This is a genomic window from Formosa sejongensis (genome assembly GCF_033447105.1).
Lineage (GTDB): Bacteria > Bacteroidota > Bacteroidia > Flavobacteriales > Flavobacteriaceae > Formosa.
Genome location: NZ_JAWQUN010000010.1, coordinates 64,919 through 85,881 on the forward strand (window position 1 = coordinate 64,919; position 20,963 = coordinate 85,881).

7 protein-coding genes are annotated in these 20,963 nt (G+C 34.2%); 4 read left to right on the forward strand and 3 right to left on the reverse strand.

The features are described 5' to 3' along the window. Positions 1-37: 37 nt before the first annotated feature. Genes R6X41_RS11210 through R6X41_RS11220 form a run of 3 tightly spaced genes read left to right on the forward strand, consistent with a single transcriptional unit; the run spans position 38 to position 11,639 of the window. On the forward strand, positions 38-8,728 hold the full coding sequence (locus R6X41_RS11210) for an HYR-like domain-containing protein (RefSeq protein ID WP_318500292.1): 8,691 nt from the start codon (positions 38-40) through the stop codon (positions 8,726-8,728). A gap of 10 nt (positions 8,729-8,738) precedes the next feature. Next, entirely contained in the window at positions 8,739-9,704 is a 966-nt protein-coding gene (locus R6X41_RS11215) for a PorP/SprF family type IX secretion system membrane protein (protein WP_318500294.1), read from the forward strand. 12 nt (positions 9,705-9,716) lie between these two features. Then, positions 9,717-11,639: an OmpA family protein gene (locus R6X41_RS11220; protein WP_318500296.1), complete on the forward strand. Its 1,923-nt coding sequence runs from the start codon at positions 9,717-9,719 to the stop codon at positions 11,637-11,639. A 1,044-nt stretch (positions 11,640-12,683) separates the two neighbouring features. Here R6X41_RS11220 and R6X41_RS11225 read toward each other — a convergent pair. Further along, the gene (locus R6X41_RS11225) at positions 12,684-13,928 is read right to left on the reverse strand and encodes a tetratricopeptide repeat protein (protein ID WP_318500298.1); all 1,245 of its coding nucleotides are present in this window, start codon (positions 13,926-13,928) and stop codon (positions 12,684-12,686) included. 26 nt (positions 13,929-13,954) lie between these two features. Continuing rightward, positions 13,955-16,525: a DNA gyrase subunit A gene (gyrA, locus tag R6X41_RS11230; RefSeq protein WP_318500299.1), complete on the reverse strand. Its 2,571-nt coding sequence runs from the start codon at positions 16,523-16,525 to the stop codon at positions 13,955-13,957. A gap of 259 nt (positions 16,526-16,784) precedes the next feature. Between gyrA and R6X41_RS11235 the strand changes: the two genes are divergently transcribed. Further along, positions 16,785-19,331, forward strand: coding sequence for an ATP-dependent Clp protease ATP-binding subunit (locus R6X41_RS11235; protein ID WP_318500301.1), 2,547 nt, complete (start codon positions 16,785-16,787; stop codon positions 19,329-19,331). A 73-nt stretch (positions 19,332-19,404) separates the two neighbouring features. Here the strand turns inward: R6X41_RS11235 and hutH are convergent, their stop codons facing one another. Beyond that, the gene (gene hutH / locus R6X41_RS11240) at positions 19,405-20,916 is read right to left on the reverse strand and encodes a histidine ammonia-lyase (RefSeq protein ID WP_318500303.1); all 1,512 of its coding nucleotides are present in this window, start codon (positions 20,914-20,916) and stop codon (positions 19,405-19,407) included. Between the last annotated feature and the right edge of the window lie 47 nt (positions 20,917-20,963).

Sequence of the window (20,963 nt, forward strand, 5' to 3'; positions counted from 1 at the left end):
CATAAGCAGTATTAGGATAACTTAATCGATTCATGAAATGAAAAAAATTTACGCTAAGAAAATTAAAGCATATAAAAACATTAAACAGTATTCGCTGTTAGCATTATTGCTAATGGCTTTCAGTTTTTATAGCTATGGACAAGTAATAAAACCATTTACGCCTAGAGTATCTAGTGCCACTGGTAAATCTGTATATACAGTAAAAGGTGATTTTGCTATCATCGGTAATACAAATCTTACTCCTAAAGACTACAATGCAGGTGTTGCAGACTCAAGAGAAATGATATATGTAGATGTCGATGGAGATAGTAATACCTTAAATTCATCTTCGGCAACATTACAACTGAAAGATGATAATGGAACTGTTACAGATTGTTCGAATATATTATACGCCGGTTTATATTGGACTGGTCGTCCAGGTCCGGATAACACATTTGAAGCTAGCAATGGTACAATTACTAAAACATTAAGTAAACACAAGGTCTCTATAAGCGGACCTTCTTCTGGTTCTTATACTGATGTCGTTGCAAATGAAAATGATATTTACTACCCTCAAGGTACTTTTTCTGATATGTTTATTGCATATGCAGATGTAACAGATTATGTAAAACTTAACGGAACAGGAAACTACGATGTTGCAGATATTGCACTATATGAAGGTTTAGGAGGAAATGTTGGTTTCTTCGGAGGCTGGAGTATGGTAATTGTTTACGAGAATTCTACTATGAAAATGCGTAACATTAGCGTTTTTGATGGTTATGCATTTAGAGAATCAAATCTTGTAGGTCATGATGATTTTTTAAATATTAATATTAGTGCTTTAAATACTTCTAACGGAGATTTAAATACCCAAATTGGTGTTATGGCCGCAGAGGGAGATTTATCTTTAGAATTTGATTATTTTGAAATAGAAAAAGGTACAACTTCAAATTACCTACGTTTAGCTCATCAAGGAAACTTAATACCAGGTTCATTGCCTGCTTTGGTGACTAGAAACTTCTTCAATTCTTCTATTTCTGTAGGTGGTTCACCACGTAATCCTAACCTTATAAATAATACAGGTATTGGTTTTAGCAAATTTGACTTACCTAATACTCAAGGAACGAACACGAATAGACTTATAAACATAGGTCAACCAAACTTACGTTTTAAATATAATGCACTACAAGATAAATACGTTATTTATAACTTAACATTATCTTTTGAAGCTCCTGCTCCAGAAATTGAAGCTGAAGTTGCTATTACTAATATTAATGGTGTACCAAATAATTCTGCTACTACAACAGTATTACCTGGACAAAGTATTACTTATAAAGTAGATGTTAAAAATTTCGGAATAGAATCAACTACAGGTTCAATGCTTTCTATTCCTCTACCATATAATACAACCTATCAAAGTTTAAATTATAATAGTTACTCTCCATACTCATCTGCAAATGCTCCTGTATATAATGCAGCTACAAATGCAATTGAATGGAATTTAGGTAATTTACCTGTTGCAACAAGAACAGATGATTTACTAGCATCAGTTAATTTTACAGTTACCGCAACTACAGATTGTACTTTGTTAGTTGTAGAGTGTGCTAATTTAATTTCTTTAAATGGTACTATTTCTGGTACTGGAAGTGATTCTGGTTCTAGTTTCGATAAAACATTAATAACAGGATACGATACAACTGCTGGTTGTGTTGGCACACCACTTCCTGCTCCTATTTATACTACTATTGATGCTGTAAGTTATGTTAATGCTAATTGCGCAGGTGTACCAGTTGTAAAAAACTTTTACTATTGTGCATCTTCATCGACTACAATACCAACTTCAGATATCAGTTCTACTTATCCACAAGGCACACGTTTTTACAACGAATACCCTGTAACATCAAGTACAATTGAGTATACTAATTCAAATCCTTTCCCAGGAAATGATGGTTCTACAACTTACTATGCTGTTCCTGCTGGATCTGAAAGCTGTTATTTTGAATTTATTATAAATGTAAACTCAGTAACATCTGTACCAACAGTATCTCCTGATCCGATAAGTTATTGCTTAAATGAAACTGCTGTACCATTAACAGCGACACCAAGCGATGCGGCTTTAACATTATACTATTACACAGACAATAATCCTTCAACTGCTCCACAAGCATCTATTACACCAAATACAGATGTTGCTGGAACATTTACTTATTATGTTGCTGAAGGTCCATCTCCAGATTGTATTAGTGAAAATAGAGTGGCTATTACAGTAACGGTAAACGATATTTTAGATGTTTCTTCAAGTATAACAGACTCTTCTTGTACTCCTGGTAGTGATGGTTCAATAGATCTTACTGTAACCGGTGGTTCTGGAAATTACACATACTTATGGAGCACTAGTGCGACTACTCAAGATATTACAGGATTAATGCCTGGTATATATGTAGTAACTATTACAGATGTAACTACAGGTTGTGATACAGTTAGTAGCTTTGAAGTTAAAACTGATCTGACTTCATTCCCGACCATAACAGCACCTACTGCTTATGCTTTAGAAGGATGTGATCTTAGTGTAATAACAGGTTTACCAGTTAGTACAACACCTATTTCTATTACATTAGACCAATTACAAAGTGCGGAAGCTGGTGGCGGAACTGCTACTGGATTTAGTGCAATAACATATATGGATGTTGTCTTAGGAACTTGCCCAACAGTAGTTACAAGAACGTTTACTGCAACTAACGACTGTAATAATGCAACAACTGCAACACAAACAATTACTATTCAAGATACAGAAGCACCTATAACTCCAACTGCACCTGCAGATGTAACTATAGAATGTTCAGATGATTTACCTCCAATGGTGGACTTATCTGCAACAGATAACTGCTCTCTTAATCCTACTATTACTGTAACAGGTGTAGATACAACAAACAATACAGATCCTTGTAATGTTATAGTTACTCGTACTTGGACATTTACAGATGATTGTGGAAATTCTTCTGAAGTTTCTCAAATAATTACAATAGTAGATACTACAGATCCTGTATTAGATACTTCTGCTCAAGATTCTATAACTATTTATTGTAACGGAGAAGAAAAAAATGACACGTTTGATGCATGGTTAGCTATTCATGCAGGGGTTGTTGCTTCTGATAATTGTACATCTGATAATGATATTGTTTGGACTAATAATTATAACGAAGCAGATGCATCACCTTGTGATACTGATTTTAAATCAGTAACATTTACAGCTACCGATGCTTGTGGAAATAGTTCTACTGTTATAGGTCAATATAGATTTAATGACATTGTTGGACCAGTATTTGTTGATCAAGCAAGTGATGCTACTTTTGAATGTGGCGATGATCAAGGATTACAAAATTGGTTAAACATGAATGGAGGAGCTTCTGCAATAGATGAATGTTCCGAAACTATAGATTGGTCAAATAATTTCACAACAGTTTCAAACGAATGTGGAAATACAGGTTCTGCCTTAGTTACATTTTCAGCAACAGATGCTTGTGGAAACACAACAACAAGTCCTGCAACTGTTACAATAGTAGATACTACTGCTCCTGTAGCTCCTACAGCTCCAGCAGATATTACTGTGCAATGTATAGACGATATACCAACTGCGGCTAATTTAACAGCTACAGACAATTGTTCTAGTACTATTACTGTAACAACTAACGATACAACAAACGATACAAATCCATGTGATATAATTGTAACTAGAACTTGGACTTTTACTGATGAGTGTGGAAATGCTTCTCAAACATCTCAAACAATCAACGTTATAGATACAACTGCACCAATAGCACCTAGTGCTCCTGCAGATGTTACAGTGGAATGTACTACAGACTTACCTGCAATGATAGACTTAACAGCTACAGATAATTGTGGTGAGTTAATAACAGCTACAGGTGTAGACACAACTAACAATACAGATATTTGTAACATTATAGTTACAAGAACTTGGACGTTTACTGATACTTGTGGAAATACAAGTTCAACATCTCAAACTATAATTGTTAAAGATGAAACTGCTCCTGTGCCTCCAGCAGCACCAGCAGCAATTACAGTATCTTGTTTAGATCTTGTACCTCAACCGACAGACTTAGTTGCAATGGATAATTGTAGTGGAGCTATTACTGCTATGGGTGTAGATTCAGCACTGCCAAGCGATAGTTGTAACACAATTATTAATCGTACTTGGACATTTGCAGATGATTGTGGAAACACAAGTTCTGTAACTCAAATAATAAACATTGTAGATGATGTTGCTCCTATTATTACAGCAGATCCTGCCGACATAACTTATGTATGTAATGGTGAAGAAAGAAATATAACTATCGATGGTTGGATTGCTATTAATGGAGGCGCTTTAGCTGAAGATAATTGTTCTAATGTAACCTGGACTAACAATTACGATCCAAACTTAATTACATGTAATGAAGCTACTGAAGTAATATTTACTGCAACAGACGACTGTGGGAACTCAGTTTCAAAATCAGCTTCATATACTGTTATAGACACTACTGGACCAGATGTTACTACTGAAGCTCAAGATGTGTCAATAGAATGTGGAGATGTTAATAGTCCTATACTTCTAGATTGGTTAAATACTAATGGTGGTGCAATGGCTCAAGATATTTGTTCTGCTATTTCTTGGGAAAATAATTACGACCCAAGTTTATTAACAAGTGGTACTGTTCCTGTTACTTTCGTTGCAACAGACGAATGTGGTAATCCAAGTTCAACTACTGCTAACATTATAATTACAGATTCTACTGCTCCTATCCCACCTACAGCTCCTGCAGATGTAACGGTAGAGTGTTCTGATATTCCTCCAATGGTAGACTTAACGGCTACTGATAATTGTGGAGAAACAATTACTGTTGCTGGTGTAGATTCAGTAAATGATACAGATCCTTGTAGCCTTATTATTACGCGTACTTGGACATTTACAGACTTAAGTGGAAACTCTAGTGAAACATCTCAAATCATTACAGCTATAGATACTCAAGCTCCTATCGTTCCTACGATTCCTGCTGATGTGACTGTAGAATGTTCAGATGGTTTACCTGCAATGGTCGATTTAACTGCAACAGACGATTGTGGTTTAGACATAACGGTTGCTCCTGTAGATACTACTGACAATACAAACCCTTGTAGAGTTATAGTAACACGTACTTGGAATTTCGAAGATGCTTGTGGAAATGTAAGCACTGGAAGTCAAATTATTACAGTTGTAGACGAAACTGCTCCAGTTATTACTGCTCCAGCTTCTGATATAGTAATTGTATGTAATGGTGATGAAAGAAATGTAACAATCGATGGTTGGATTTCAATAAACGGTGGTGCTTTAGCAGAAGACAGTTGTTCTAATGTGACTTGGACTAACAATTACGATCCTAGCTTAATAAATTGTAATGAAGCAACTGAAGTTGTATTTACAGCTACAGACGACTGTGGAAATTCAACTTTAACATCTGCATCTTATACTATAATAGATACTACTGCTCCAGACGTTACTACTGAAGCTCAAGATATATCTGTAGAATGTGGGGATGTTAATAGTCCTGTACTTCTTGAATGGTTAAATACTAATGGTGGTGCAATGGCTCAAGATATTTGTTCTACTGTTTCTTGGGAAAACAATTACGACCCAAGTTTATTAACAAGTGGTACTGTTCCTGTTACTTTCGTTGCAACAGACGAATGTGGTAATGCAAGCTCAACTACTGCTAATATTATAATTACAGATTCTACTGCTCCTATTCCACCTACAGCTCCTGCAGATGTAACGGTAGAGTGTTCTAATATTCCTCCAATGGTAGACTTAACGGCTACTGATAATTGTGGAGAAACAATTACTGTTGCTGGTGTAGATTCAGTAAATGATACAGATCCTTGTAGCCTTATTATTACGCGTACTTGGACATTTACAGACTTAAGTGGAAACTCTAGTGAAACATCTCAAATCATTACAGCTATAGATACTCAAGCTCCTATCGTTCCTACGATTCCTGCTGATGTGACTGTAGAATGTTCAGATGGTTTACCTGCAATGGTAGATTTAACTGCAACAGACGATTGTGGTTTAGACATAACGGTTGCTCCAGTAGATACTACTGACAATACAAACCCTTGTAGAGTTATAGTAACACGTACTTGGAATTTCGAAGATGCTTGTGGAAATGTAAGTACAGGAAGTCAAATCATTACAGTTGTAGACGAAACTGCTCCAGTAATTACTGCTCCAGCTTCTGATATAGTAATTGAATGTGATGGAGATGAACGAAATGTAACAATCGATGGTTGGTTAGCAATAAACGCTGGTGCTTTAGCAGAAGACAGTTGTTCTAATGTGACTTGGACTAACAATTACGATCCAAACGCTGAAAGTTGTAATAATGCTATCGAAGTTACCTTTACTGCAACAGATGCTTGTGGAAATTCAACTTCAACATCTGCATCTTATACTGTTCACGATGAAACTGCTCCAACTATAGATACTGAACCTTCAGATTTAGTGTATGAATGTGATGCAAATTCAGATTCAACTTTAAACACTTGGTTAGATTCTAATGGTGGTGCAATGGCGACAGACTATTGTTCTGATGTCACTTGGACTAACGATTTCGATCCTTCATCAATTAGTTCTGATTCTTGTGGTCCAGACAATGCAATTACGGTTACGTTTACTGCTTCAGATTACTGTGGTAATACAATTCAAACAACTGCAACAATTACTGTAATAGATATAACTGCTCCAATAGTACCAACTAATGTTCCTGCAGATATAACTGTAGAATGTTATGATGATATTCCTGCAATGATAGACCTTACAGCTACAGACAATTGTGCTGGTGATATTACAGTCGCAGGTATAGATACTGAAGATAATTCAGATCCTACAAATATTATTATTGTACGTACTTGGACATTTACAGATGCTTGTGGAAACGCTTCTGAAGTAAGTCAGACCATAACTGTTAAGGACGAAACTGCTCCTGTAGTAGATTCAACAATACCTTCAGACTTAGCTGTAGAATGTATAGATGATGTTCCTCCAATGGAACCTTTAACTGCGACAGATAACTGTGCTGGAACTATTACTTCTAATGGAACTGAAACAATAAATGATGCTGATGCTTGTAACATTATAATTACACGTACTTGGATATTCGCTGATAACAGTGGAAACACAACTGAAGTGAACCAAACAATAACTGTTAAAGACGAAACTGCTCCTGTAGTAGATTCGACTCCTACAGATATGAATATTGAATGTGAAAGTGATGTTCCTGCAATGGAGCCATTAACTGCAACAGATAACTGTGCTGGAACTATTACTTCAGCTGGAACTGAAACAGTAAACAATTCAGACCCACTTAGTATAATTATTACTCGTACTTGGTCATTCACAGATGCTTGTGGTAACACAACTGAAGTGTCTCAAATTATAACTGTTAAAGATGTAACTGCTCCTGTAGTAAATACACCTCCAACAGATATGACATATGCTTGTATTGACGATGTTCCTGAATTGGGTCCTTTAACTGCTACAGATAACTGTTCTGGAGAGATTACTTCAGAAGGAACTGAAACTATTGATAACGCAGATTCTTGTAACGTAATTATTACACGTACTTGGATGTTCACAGATAACAGTGAAAACTCAACAGAAGTAACTCAAGTAATTACTGTTAAAGATGATGTTGCTCCAACAGCTCCTTCTGCTCCTGCAGATGTTACTGTAGAGTGTCTAGACGATATTCCTGCTAATATTGATTTAACTGCAACTGATAATTGTGGTGGAGAAATTACATCAACAGGTGTAGATACTGTAGTTGAAATTGATTCTTGTAGTCGTATAATTACTAGAACATGGACATTTACTGATGCTTGTGAAAACACTTCAGAAATATCTCAAATTATTACAGTAGCAGATGTAACACCTCCTACTTTAGTGAATAGTTTTGATACAAATGTTACCGTTAACTGTTCTGCAATACCTGCTAAACCAGAATTAGAATTTACAGACAACTGTACATCTATTCTAAATGTAGTGTATACAGAAGAGAACACATCAACAGGTGCAGCATACGAGAACTACCAAATAATAAGAGATTGGACAGTAACAGATAGTTGTAATAACTCATCAGAGTTTACTCAAACAATCGATGTTAATGTACAACAAGAACCAGTTTTAGAATCTGATTCTAAATGTACAGAAGGTGGTGATATAAATTTAGATAGTTACTTAGTAGATCCTAGTACAGCTGGTACTTGGGTTGTAGACTCTGGAGATACTACATTAAATGGTAGTACTTTCGATCCTAGCGATGTTGAAGTTGGAGCTTATGTTTTCACTTTCACTGAAGCAGATGGTTGTCAAAACCAAACTACAGTTACAATTAATATTAACGAAGACTGTGTAGAACCAACTTGTGATCCTATCATATCAACAACGGTAACACCAAACGGTGACCAATGGAACGAATACTTTAGTGTAACGGGACTTGATAGATGTGGATTCGTTGTAAACGTAGAAATTTATAACCGTTGGGGTTCATTAGTATTCAAAGCAAATAATTACTCAAACGACTGGAATGGTAAGAATAGTAAAGGTGCTTTTGGAAACGCAGATCAATTACCAACTGGAACATACTATTACATTGTAACATTAAATAATAGCGGATTGAAACCAATTACAGGTCCAATTTACTTAGGAACCAAATAAAAAATAACCTATGAAAATTTTAAAGTATCACATAGTAGCTATTGCATTATTGAGTTGCACGGTCGGCATGGCGCAACAATTGCCTCAGTTTACTCAATATATGTATAACACCATGTCAATTAACCCTGCTTACACGGGTAGTAGGGAAACCTTAAGTGTAGTTGGTCTTCATAGAAGCCAATGGGTTGGAATTGAAGGTGCGCCTACAACACAAACGCTTTCCGTTTCATCTCCTCTTGATAATGAGAAAATGGGAATCGGAGGTTCATTTATTCATGATGAATTAGGAGCAGAAAATTTTAATTATTTATATGCAAGTTTTTCATATACCATTAAAACTGGAGAGAATTCAAAATTAGCTTTCGGTATTAATGCTGGTTTTACTCAGTATAGTTTAGACCAAGATTTTAGACTTGAAAACCCTAACGATCCTGTTATTTATGGTATCGAAGATCGTTGGGATCCTAACATTGGTGCTGGTTTATACTGGCACTCTACAAGATGGTATGTAGGTTTATCTACACCAAGAATATTAAATAATAATTATGCTACTAACGGATACGAAGCTTTAGAACGTATTAGTTATTATTTAACTGGAGGATATGTTTTTAACTTAGGAGATTATACCAAATTCAAACCTGCATTCTTAATTAAAGCAACAAACGGAGCGCCCCTATCTTACGACTTAACAGCTAACTTCTTGTTTTACGAAAAATTATGGTTAGGTGCTGGTTTTAGAAATAATTCAGGTGTAAACGGAATCCAAACAAACGGAGTATCAGATTATACTTTTAATGGTACAAACGCTATTGGTGCATTAATAGACTTTCAAGTGTCTAAACAAATCAGAATTGGATATACATATGAATTCCCTATTAATTCGGAAATTAAAAATTACCAAAGCGGAACTCACGAAATCATGTTAATGTTCGAACTATTTAAAGAAAGACGTATTAAATCCCCAAGATATTTCTAAAGACTACCAACTATGAAGACAAAAATTATATTCACAATACTAGCACTTACAAGTACTTTTATCTTTGCTCAAAAAAAGGTAGCCGACAAATTCTTTAAAAATTACGCTTATGTTAAAGCTAGTGATTTATACCAAGAAGCTGTTAAAAAAGGAGATAGTAGTGCACATGTATTAACACGATTAGGGGATTGTTATTATAACAATTCAAATTCTGAACAAGCTGCGATATGGTATTCAGAAGCAATAAATAAGTATGATGATGTAGACCCTATTTATTACTTTAAATATGCGCAATCTTTACGTAGTTTAGGTAAATATGAAGAAGCGGTTACGTACTTAGAAAAATTTAATGACGTTCAAAAGGATGAAGATCGTATAAAAGGAACAGATTTTACTAATGTTGCTTTATATGAAAGACTAAAAAGTACTGAAGGTGTTTATGTAGAAGTTATCAACTTACCTATAAATACAAAAAATGCTGACTTTGGTGGTTTTGAATATGACGGAACATTCTACTTCTCTTCTACTTCTAAAAAGAATAGAGACGAATTATATGTTTGGAACGACGAACCATTCTTAGATATTTATCAATCCAATATTACTGAAGGTACAGATGGTGAAGATGCTTTAAACTATAGCTATCCTAACTATATTAAAAGTGAAGATATTAATACTAAATATCACGAAGCTAGTGTTGCTTTAACTAAAGATGGTCAAACAATTTATTTTACTAGAGATAACACCAGTAAGAATAAAAAATTAAAAGCTGACCGTGAAGGAACTGCTCATTTAAAAATTTATAAAGCCACTTTAATCGATAGTACTTGGCAAGATGTTAAAGAATTATCTATTAACGATAAAATTTTCTCTACAGGTCATCCTGCATTAAGCCCAGATGGCAAAACCTTATACTTCACTTCAGATAGAGAAGGTGGGTTTGGACAAACAGATATTTGGAAAGTTGCTATTTTAGGTGAAGACAATTATGGTTTCCCTGTTAATTTAGGTGCAGCTGTAAATACTGAAGGAAAAGAAATGTTCCCATATGTAGCTGAAGATAATTCATTGTACTTCTCTTCAGACAGCTATTTAAACTTAGGATTTTTAGATATTTATAAATCTGATATTTTAAAAGGCGGAACAAATGTTGAAAACTTAGGAGCTCCTTTTAATAGTGGTTACGACGATTTTGCATTCTCTATCAATACTGATACTGGTAGAGGTTATTTCTCTTCTAACCGCGAAGGCGGAATGGGAAGCGATGATATTTATGGATTCGAAATTTGTTCTCAAGCTATTGTAGGAACTGTTAGAGACAGCAGAACATTGTTACCTTTAGCTTTTGCTAATGTTCAGTTAATAGACGAAACTGGAAAAGTAATAGAACAAGCTATGGTTGGTGAAGATGGTGTATACGCTTTTACAGTGAAGTGTAATACAACATACATCGTTTTAGGAAGCAAAGCAGATTACAAAGATGAATTGGTAGAAGTGAATACTTCATTAATCAACGGAAACGAAGTGATTATAGATCTTAATTTAATACCACTTATTATTGATTTAGAAATCGTGATTAACCCTATCTACTTCGACTTTGATAAATGGGATATCAGAACCGATGCAGCTTACGAGTTAGAAAATATTGTTGGTGTTATGAAAGAACATCCTGATATGAAAATTAAAATTGAATCTTACACAGATAGTCGTGGACCAGATCATTATAATTTAATCTTATCTGACAACCGTGCGAAATCAACTAGAGACTATATTGTATCTAGAGGAATTGATGCTTCTAGAATTATTAGTGCAATTGGTTACGGTGAAACGGATCTAGTTAATGGCTGTTCTAATGGTGTTAAATGTACCAATGAGCAACAACAGGCTAACAGACGTTCTAAGTTTATCATTATAGAAGAAATCGAGATTATTGATTAATCTATTATTTATCATAAAAACTAAAAAGCCGCTATATAGCGGCTTTTTTATTTATAAGAATTTCACATTGTAAATAGGTTTTGCAAGTACAGTCCCTCCTATTTTAATTTTAAATAGCTTAAAAAGTTCTCTTAGATGACTCATATTCTAAAATTTTAGAGTCACACAAAACTTGTTATTAAGATTTAAATAAATCTATCTAGCTTCCAATTATAGTTAATCATAAAAATATGATGTTGACAAATAAAACGAAACTGAAACATCGAAGCTTCTTCTTATAGATACAAACCAGTTAAATTAAGCAAGTATTACTAAATGCTATTCATAGCAACTAACAATCTGCTTATACGATTTATGAATGAAAATTGTGAAATTGAGTTCTCACTATTAAGGATATTAAACAGACTAGTTGATCTATTTGTAAAGTTGATCTAAATAATGAAAAGAAGGTATTGAGTATACTCATTTAATTTACAATTTGAATTAATTATGAAACTTTGATCATACATTCTGAAAACCAAATAAAAAGTTTTATAATGTTGCTTTTAACTCCAATTCAGTTCTTTTAAGCAAAGTGATGAGAATCCATTTACATACACTAAGAGTCCAACTATCAAAGTCAAAACATGCTTTAACGGAAGAAATGATTATAAGAAAATTGAAGAGGAAAGCTACCCTTATTCTAGATCAGAAAAAGGTTCATAAACGGGATAAAAAGTTGAGTGATGCTAAATTTTAGTTTTAATTTCTGAAAAAAAACTTCGTTATTTTAGATAATACGGTTCACTTAAACCGAATTCATTTGATGAATTTAATTATAAAAACAACCTCTACTGAAAGATAACTTAGTCTAAACCATAATAAGACATCAGCCAAACCTCTACAAATAATGATTTAAAGCGACGCTATTCGATCATAATTTTTTCAACAATTAATTTCTATTATCATTTAATTTCATCAATTATATATCACTATAAGCCATAAAAAAACCTGTAAAGTATATTACTTCACAGGTTTTTTAAATATAATAAGATGTGTCGCTAATTACTTAGCAGCATCTAATTTTACTTGTATCTCTTTAGCTTTACTAGTTTCACCAGTAGCATTATAGATATTAATTAACTGTTGGTAAATGTTTGGTTCTGGATTAGGGTTATTAGCGATATATTGTACTAAAACATCTGCTCCTTTATCAAATAAGCTTGTTTTCTTAGCACGTAACTCGTCATAACGAGCATTATCTGCTTTACTAGTTCCTAAACCGTTCATTTCTTCTATAAGTGAATTTCCTTCATCAATATAGGTTGTAGACTCATTTAAAGCTGCATCAGCATAGTCTGGTTTTAATTGTAATGCTTTCTCGAATGCTGTTCTAGCTGCTTCAAATTCTTTATTTTTTAAAGAAATAACACCAATGTTGTAATGTAAGTTTGCATTGTCTGGTTGTTGTTTAACCGCTTCTTCCATTAACTCTTTAAACTTATCTGTTTGATCCAACTCCAAATATAAATTAGCTTCAGATAAAATTAAATCTATATTATCAGGATCTTGTTCTCTTGCCTTTTGAACTGCAACTAAAGCTTCATCACTTTTTCCTTGAGACACATAAATTAAAGCGATATTTTTAGTAATCTCAGATTGTTTAGATTCTGTTTTACGTTCACCTGGCTTAACATGAGATTTAGCTTTAACAAATAAATCTCTATTTTCCTTGTTCATCACTTCTTCTTCACCTGTAGCAATATCTGTTGCATAATATTCAGTTATAATTCCTGTATAACCTAACTCATCCAACATTATATATTGTTTTAATGCCGTATCGTAATCTTGAGCACTAACTGCACTAACTGCAGCATAATACAAATAGGTAGTATCTGTAGGAACAATTTTGTACAATTGCTCAAATTCTAAACTAGCATCATTGTAATTCTGACTTGTAAAATTTTGGTTTGCTTTAGTTAAATATGTGTTTTGCATATTGTTTGTAAACTCAGTAACCTCACTAGCCATTGAAGAATCTACTTTAGCTAAATTTTCGAGAGCTTTAGTTACATCTTCTGTAGTTCCTGCACCGTTAGCATATAATGCTTCTGCCTGTAAATAATAGTATTGCGATTTATATTTATCATCTAAAGATGATAACATAGGCGTTACTTGATTTAAAGATGCTTTTGCTTCTGCGTAGTTGTTGCTTTTAATAGCTTTTTCTGCTGCCTTTAATTCTTTTTTTTGTGCAAAAGAAAATGCACTAACCGATAAAGCCAAAGCAACTATAACCTGTTTTTTCATTGTGATTAAATTAAGTTAATTGTTTATTAATTGTTTTCTAAATTGTTATCCTCTAATGTTGCGTCATCACCATCTTCGTATGGTGTATTCTCGCCTTCTACTCCTTCTTCACCTTCGATTTCTTCTAAAACCTCCTCTTCGTGCATAACCTTAGCCACTGCTGCTATAGAATCTCCGTTACGTAAGTTTATAAGTTTAACACCTTGCGTAGCACGGCCCATAACACGTAAATCTTTAACTGCAATTCTAATGGCAATACCAGATTTATTAATAATCATAAGATCATCTGAATCGGATACTGTTTTAATAGACACTAATTTACCTGTTTTTTCTGTAATTGATATCGTTTTTACACCTTTTCCTCCACGATTTGTAACTCTATATACAGGTTCTCCATCTTCTGGATCGTCTATATAAGTACGTTTACCATAACCGTTTTCTGAAACTACTAATACAGATTCTTCTTGAGGGTTTTCAACAGTAATCATTCCAATAACCTCATCATTTTTATCTGATAACGTAATTCCGCGAACTCCAGATGCACCTCTACCCATTGGTCTCGTTTTCGCTTCTTCGAAACGAATCGCTTTTCCAGACTTTAAGGCTAGCATCACTTGACTTGTTCCTGTAGTTAATTTGGCTTCCATAAGAACATCGTCTTCCTTAATCGTAATGGCATTAATACCATTCGTTCTCGGACGAGAATATTGCTCTAACGACGTTTTCTTAACCTGCCCGTTTTTAGTCGCCATAATAACATAATGACTGTTAATGTACGCTTCATCTTTAAGATCTTGAGTACAAATAAACGCCATCACTTTGTCGTCTTGTTCTATATTTATTAAATTCTGAATTGCTCTACCTTTAGAGGTTTTGCTTCCTTCAGGAATTTCATAAACACGCATCCAGAAACATTTTCCTTTTTGAGTAAAAAACAACATGTATTGGTGGTTAGTACCTACAAATAAATGCTCTAAGAAATCTTCGTTTCGCGTTGTTGTTGCTTTTTGCCCAACTCCACCTCTATGCTGTGTTTTATATTCGTTAAGTGAAGTACGTTTAATATAACCTGCATGAGAAATAGTAATAACTACTTGCTCGTCTGGAATCATATCTTCAATGCTTAAGTCTCCTCCAGCATATTCAATTATTGAACGACGCTCATCTCCGTATTTATCTTTTACAACTTGAAGTTCGTCTTTGATTATATTCATACGACGCTCCTTGCTTGCTAAGATATCTTTTAAATCTTCAATAGTAATTTTGATTTCATCGTACTCAGAACGTAACTTATCTTGCTCCAGACCTGTTAACTGACGTAATCGCATTTCTACAATTGCCTTAGCCTGAATTTCTGAAAGTTTAAAACGTTCTACTAAATTCGCACGTGCTTCATCAGCGTTAGAAGATGCTTTAATAATTGCAATTACTTCATCTATATTATCTGAAGCAATAATTAAACCTTCTAAAATGTGAGCGCGCTCTTCAGCCTTACGTAATTCATAAGTTGTACGTCTAACAACTACTTCGTGTCTGTGCTCTACGAAGTAATGTATTAATTCTTTTAAGTTTAATAATTGTGGTCGCCCTTTAACAAGTGCAATATTATTTACACTAAAAGATGTTTGTAATTGTGTGAATTTATATAATTTATTTAAAACGATATTTGGAATTGCATCACGCTTTAACACGTAAACAATACGCATCCCGTTTCTATCTGATTCATCTCGAATCGTAGCAATACCATCTAACTTTTTATCATTAACTAAATCGGCAGTTTTTTTAATCATATCTGCCTTGTTCACTTGGTACGGAATTTCTGTTACAATAACACATTCACGTCCTTGAACTTCTTCAATATTAGCTTTTGCACGCATTATTATACGTCCGCGGCCAGTATGGAAAGCTTCTTTTACACCGTCGTAACCAAAAATAGTTCCACCGGTAGGAAAATCTGGAGCTTTTATATATTTAATTAACTCTTCAATTTCAATATCATTATTCTCAATATAAGCAATAGTACCATCTATAACTTCACTTATATTATGGGGAGGCATATTGGTTGCCATACCTACAGCAATTCCCGAAGCTCCATTAATTAATAAACCTGGAATTCGTGTTGGTAATACTGTTGGCTCTTTTAAGGTATCATCAAAGTTTAATTTGTGGTCTACAGTTTCCTTATCAATATCTGCCAACATGTCTTCAGATATCTTTCGCATACGCGCTTCTGTATAACGCATTGCTGCAGGGCTATCGCCATCTACAGAACCAAAGTTACCTTGTCCATCAACGAGCATATAACGTAAACTCCATTCTTGAGCCATACGCACCATAGCGTCGTAAACCGAAGTATCTCCGTGTGGGTGATACTTTCCTAAAACTTCACCAACAATTCTTGCTGACTTTTTATGCGCTCCAGTTGCTCTAATTCCCAATTCGTGCATTCCGAATAAAACACGTCTGTGTACCGGTTTCAAACCATCTCTAACATCTGGAAGGGCACGTGACACAATGACTGACATTGAATAATCAATGTAAGCCGTTTTCATTTCGTCTTCTATATTAATTGGAATAAGCTTTTCTCCTTCTGCCATCTATAAAAATAATTTAGTTATCTTGTGTGTTTCAAATCGCGCTAAGATAACCATTTTGCGAGTCATAGCAGGCGATTTAACAGCGTTTTTAACAGTTTTTATTAACAATTACCAATAGGTATTTAGTTAATAAGTAAGACCCCAAATATTTTGATTTAATAAAGATTTTTTTTCTCTTAGCATAAATCATATAATTAAGGTATACTTTTTGTCTTTGGTAATATGTTTTAGTAATTTTAATGCAGAAAGGATTTTATATATGGATGACAATTTTTCACCAAGAGTAAAGGATGTAATTGCTTATAGTAAAGAAGAGGCACTACGTTTAGGGCATGACTTTATAGGGACAGAACATCTTATGCTTGGACTTTTAAGAGATGGAAACGGAAAAGCAATAAATATTTTAAACGCCTTAGATATAGATTTAAATCATTTAAGGAGAAAAGTTGAAATATTAAGCCCTGCAAACCCGACGTTAACAGCAATTTCTAACGAGAAGAAGAATTTACATCTCACTAGGCAAGCAGAACGCGCTTTAAAAACCACGTTTTTAGAGGCAAAACTATTTCAGAGTAATTCCATTAATACAGCGCATTTACTGCTATGTATTTTAAGGAACGAAAACGATCCTACGACTAAGCTCCTAAACAAGCTGAAAGTAGATTATGATAACGTTAAAGAACAATTTAAATTTATGATTACAAACAATGATAATTATATAGAACCAAAAGCTGAATCGTTCCAAGACGATAGCTCTAGCGACGACGACGCTACAAAAGATAATTTGTTCAATTCTCCTACAGGTAAAGTCAATAAAAAGTCGAAAACACCTGTTCTAGATAATTTTGGTCGTGACCTAACAGTTATGGCCGAAGAAGGAAAACTAGATCCTGTTGTTGGTCGTGAAAAAGAAATTGAACGTGTGTCGCAAATTTTAAGTCGACGTAAGAAAAATAACCCACTTTTAATTGGAGAACCTGGTGTTGGTAAATCTGCCATTGCCGAAGGTTTAGCCATTCGTATTACAAAACGTAAAGTGTCTAGAATACTTTTTAATAAACGTGTAGTTACTTTAGATTTAGCCAGTTTAGTTGCTGGAACTAAGTACCGCGGACAGTTCGAAGAGCGTATGAAAGCAGTTATGAACGAACTTGAAAAGAATGACGATATTATTCTTTTTATTGATGAAATTCATACCATAGTTGGTGCTGGTGGAGCTACTGGAAGCTTAGACGCTTCAAACATGTTTAAACCTGCTTTAGCACGTGGAGAAATTCAATGTGTTGGTGCAACAACTTTAGACGAATATAGACAATACATCGAAAAGGATGGTGCTTTAGAGCGTCGTTTTCAGAAGGTTATTGTGGAACCAACTACAGTTGAAGAAACCATTGAAATATTAAACAATATTAAAGATAAATACGAAAGTCATCATAATGTTAATTACACCCCAGAAGCAATTGAAGCTTGTGTGAAATTGACAAATCGTTATATGACTGACCGATTTTTACCAGACAAAGCGATTGATGCTTTAGATGAAGCAGGTTCTCGTGTGCACATTATAAATATAAACGTGCCAAAACAAATTCTTCAACTTGAAAAAGAATTAGAAACGGTTAGAGAAACGAAAACATCTGTTGTTAAAAAGCAAAAATACGAGGAAGCTGCAAAATTAAGAGACGACGAAAAACGTCTTGAAAAAGAATTGGAAATTGCTCAAGAAAAATGGGAAGAAGAAACAAAACAACATCGTGAAGTTGTAACAGAAGATAATGTTGCCGATGTGGTTTCTATGATGACAGGAATTCCTGTAAATAGAATAGCTCAAACCGAAAGTAATAAATTGGCGCTTTTACCAGAACTTATTAAAGGGAAAGTAATTGGTCAAGACGAAGCGGTTTCTAAAGTTGTAAAAGCAATTCAACGTAATCGTGCTGGACTTAAAGACCCAAATAAACCAATTGGTTCATTTATCTTTTTAGGTCAAACAGGAGTTGGTAAAACACAATTAGCAAAAGTACTTGCAAAGCAATTATTCGACAGTGAAGATGCACTAATTAGAATAGACATGAGTGAATACATGGAAAAATTCGCCATTTCGAGATTAGTTGGAGCACCTCCGGGATATGTAGGTTATGAAGAAGGAGGACAATTAACTGAGAAAATTCGTCGTAAACCTTACGCTGTTGTACTTTTAGATGAGATTGAAAAAGCGCATCCAGATGTCTTTAACATGATGCTTCAAGTTTTAGACGATGGTTATTTAACTGATAGTTTAGGTCGCAAAATTGATTTTAGAAATACAATCATTATTATGACATCGAATATCGGGGCACGTAAATTGAAAGATTTCGGAACGGGAATGGGATTCGGAACCGCCTCTCAGAAATCTCAAGAAGCTGCCAACACAAAGAGCATTATTGAAAGTGCTTTAAAGAAAGCTTTTGCTCCAGAATTTTTAAACAGAATTGACGACGTTATTGTTTTCAATGCGTTAGAAAAAGAAGATTTAAATAGCATCATTAAAATTGAACTTGATAAGTTATTATTAAGAATCAAAGATTTAGGTTACGATTTAAGACTAAGCGAAAAAGCAACAAGCTTTATTGCAGATAAAGGTTTTGATAAACAATACGGTGCAAGACCTCTAAAAAGAGCCATTCAAAAATATGTTGAAGACGCTTTGGCAGAAAAGATTATTACATCAAAAATTCATGAAGGCGATGTAATACTTATGGAACTAGATGAAACAAAACAGGAACTTGTAATCACTATTGAAAAGCAAGAAAACCCAGCTGAATCTTAAAATCAGAATACATTATAAAAAAGCCCCGATATTTAAAATATCGGGGCTTTTTGTTTTTATATTTTATGTGGTTCTAACTAAATAACTCACTAGAGTCTATCGCCAAGTTTTGTATAAATTGGATAGACACTTCAATATCATTATGTAAAATTCTATCATCTGTCACAAAAGGAATTTCATCTTGGTACATCTTCAATAGTGATTCAATAAAATCAGAAGATTTTAAAGGTGATCGTAATTGTAAAGCTTGAGACGCGTTAAACAATTCAATCGCTAAAATACGCTCTACATTACTTACCAAAGTAAATGCCTGAGTTGCGGCATTTGCTCCCATACTTACATGGTCTTCTTGTCCGTTACTGGACACTATACTATCTACACTCGCTGGCGTTGCCAATTGCTTATTTGCACTTACAATACTTGCGGCCGTATATTGCGGAATCATAAATCCAGAATTCAAACCTGGATTATTAACCAGAAACGCAGGCAAACCTCTTAATCCTGAAACCAACTGGAATGTTCTTCGCTCAGAAATATTACCTAATTCCGCCATAGCGATTTTTAAATAATCTAAAGCTAAAGCTAACGGTTGCCCATGGAAATTTCCACCAGAAATAATTTTATCATCTTCAGCAAAAATATTAGGATTATCGGTAACCGAATTGATTTCTGTTTTAAACGTTTTTTCTACAAATGCTAAAGTGTCTTTAGTAGCACCATGCACCTGCGGAATACATCTAAACGAATACGGATCTTGAACATGTTGCTTTTGCTGATTAATCAATTCACTTCCTTCTAAAAAGTCACGAACACGTTCTGCAGTTTTTATTTGTCCGTTATGTGGTCGCGCATAGTGCACCAAGGCATTAAAAGGTTCAATTCTACCATCAAAAGCATCTAAAGAAATACTTCCTATTAAATCTGCTAAATAAGATAATTTATACGATTTCAATAACAAATAAACACCATAAGCACTCATAAACTGTGTTCCATTTAAAAGCGCCAAACCTTCTTTAGAACGTAATAAAATCGGTTTCCAATTAAACTTTTTCAGTATCTTTTTAGAAGACACTATTTTACCTTTATAAAACACCTCCCCTTTTCCTAAAAGTGGTAAAGCCATATGTGCCAAAGGTGCTAAATCTCCCGAAGCCCCAAGCGAACCTTGTGTATACACAACAGGAAAAATATCGTTATTAAAAAAATCGACAAGCCTATTCACTGTTTCTATTTGAACACCACTATGTCCATAACTTAAAGACTGAATTTTAAACAAAAGCATCAGCTTAACGATTTCTTCAGGAACAATTTCACCTGTCCCACATGCGTGAGACATCACTAAGTTTTCTTGCAATTTCGTTAAATTCTCTCTCGAAATCTTAACGTTATATAAAGATCCAAATCCGGTATTAATACCGTAAATAGGAGCATCTTGGGCTTTCATCTTTTCATCGAGATATGAGCGACAAGCAACAATTTTCTGAACCACGTCATCAGATAATTGTAGTTGGATTCGTTGCGTCAGTATCTCTTTAATTTTTGATAAATCAAGAATTTTAGATGATATTAAATGGTAATTATTCATAATTAGGAATTAATGGAAATCAAAACTCACCATTATATTCAAATAAA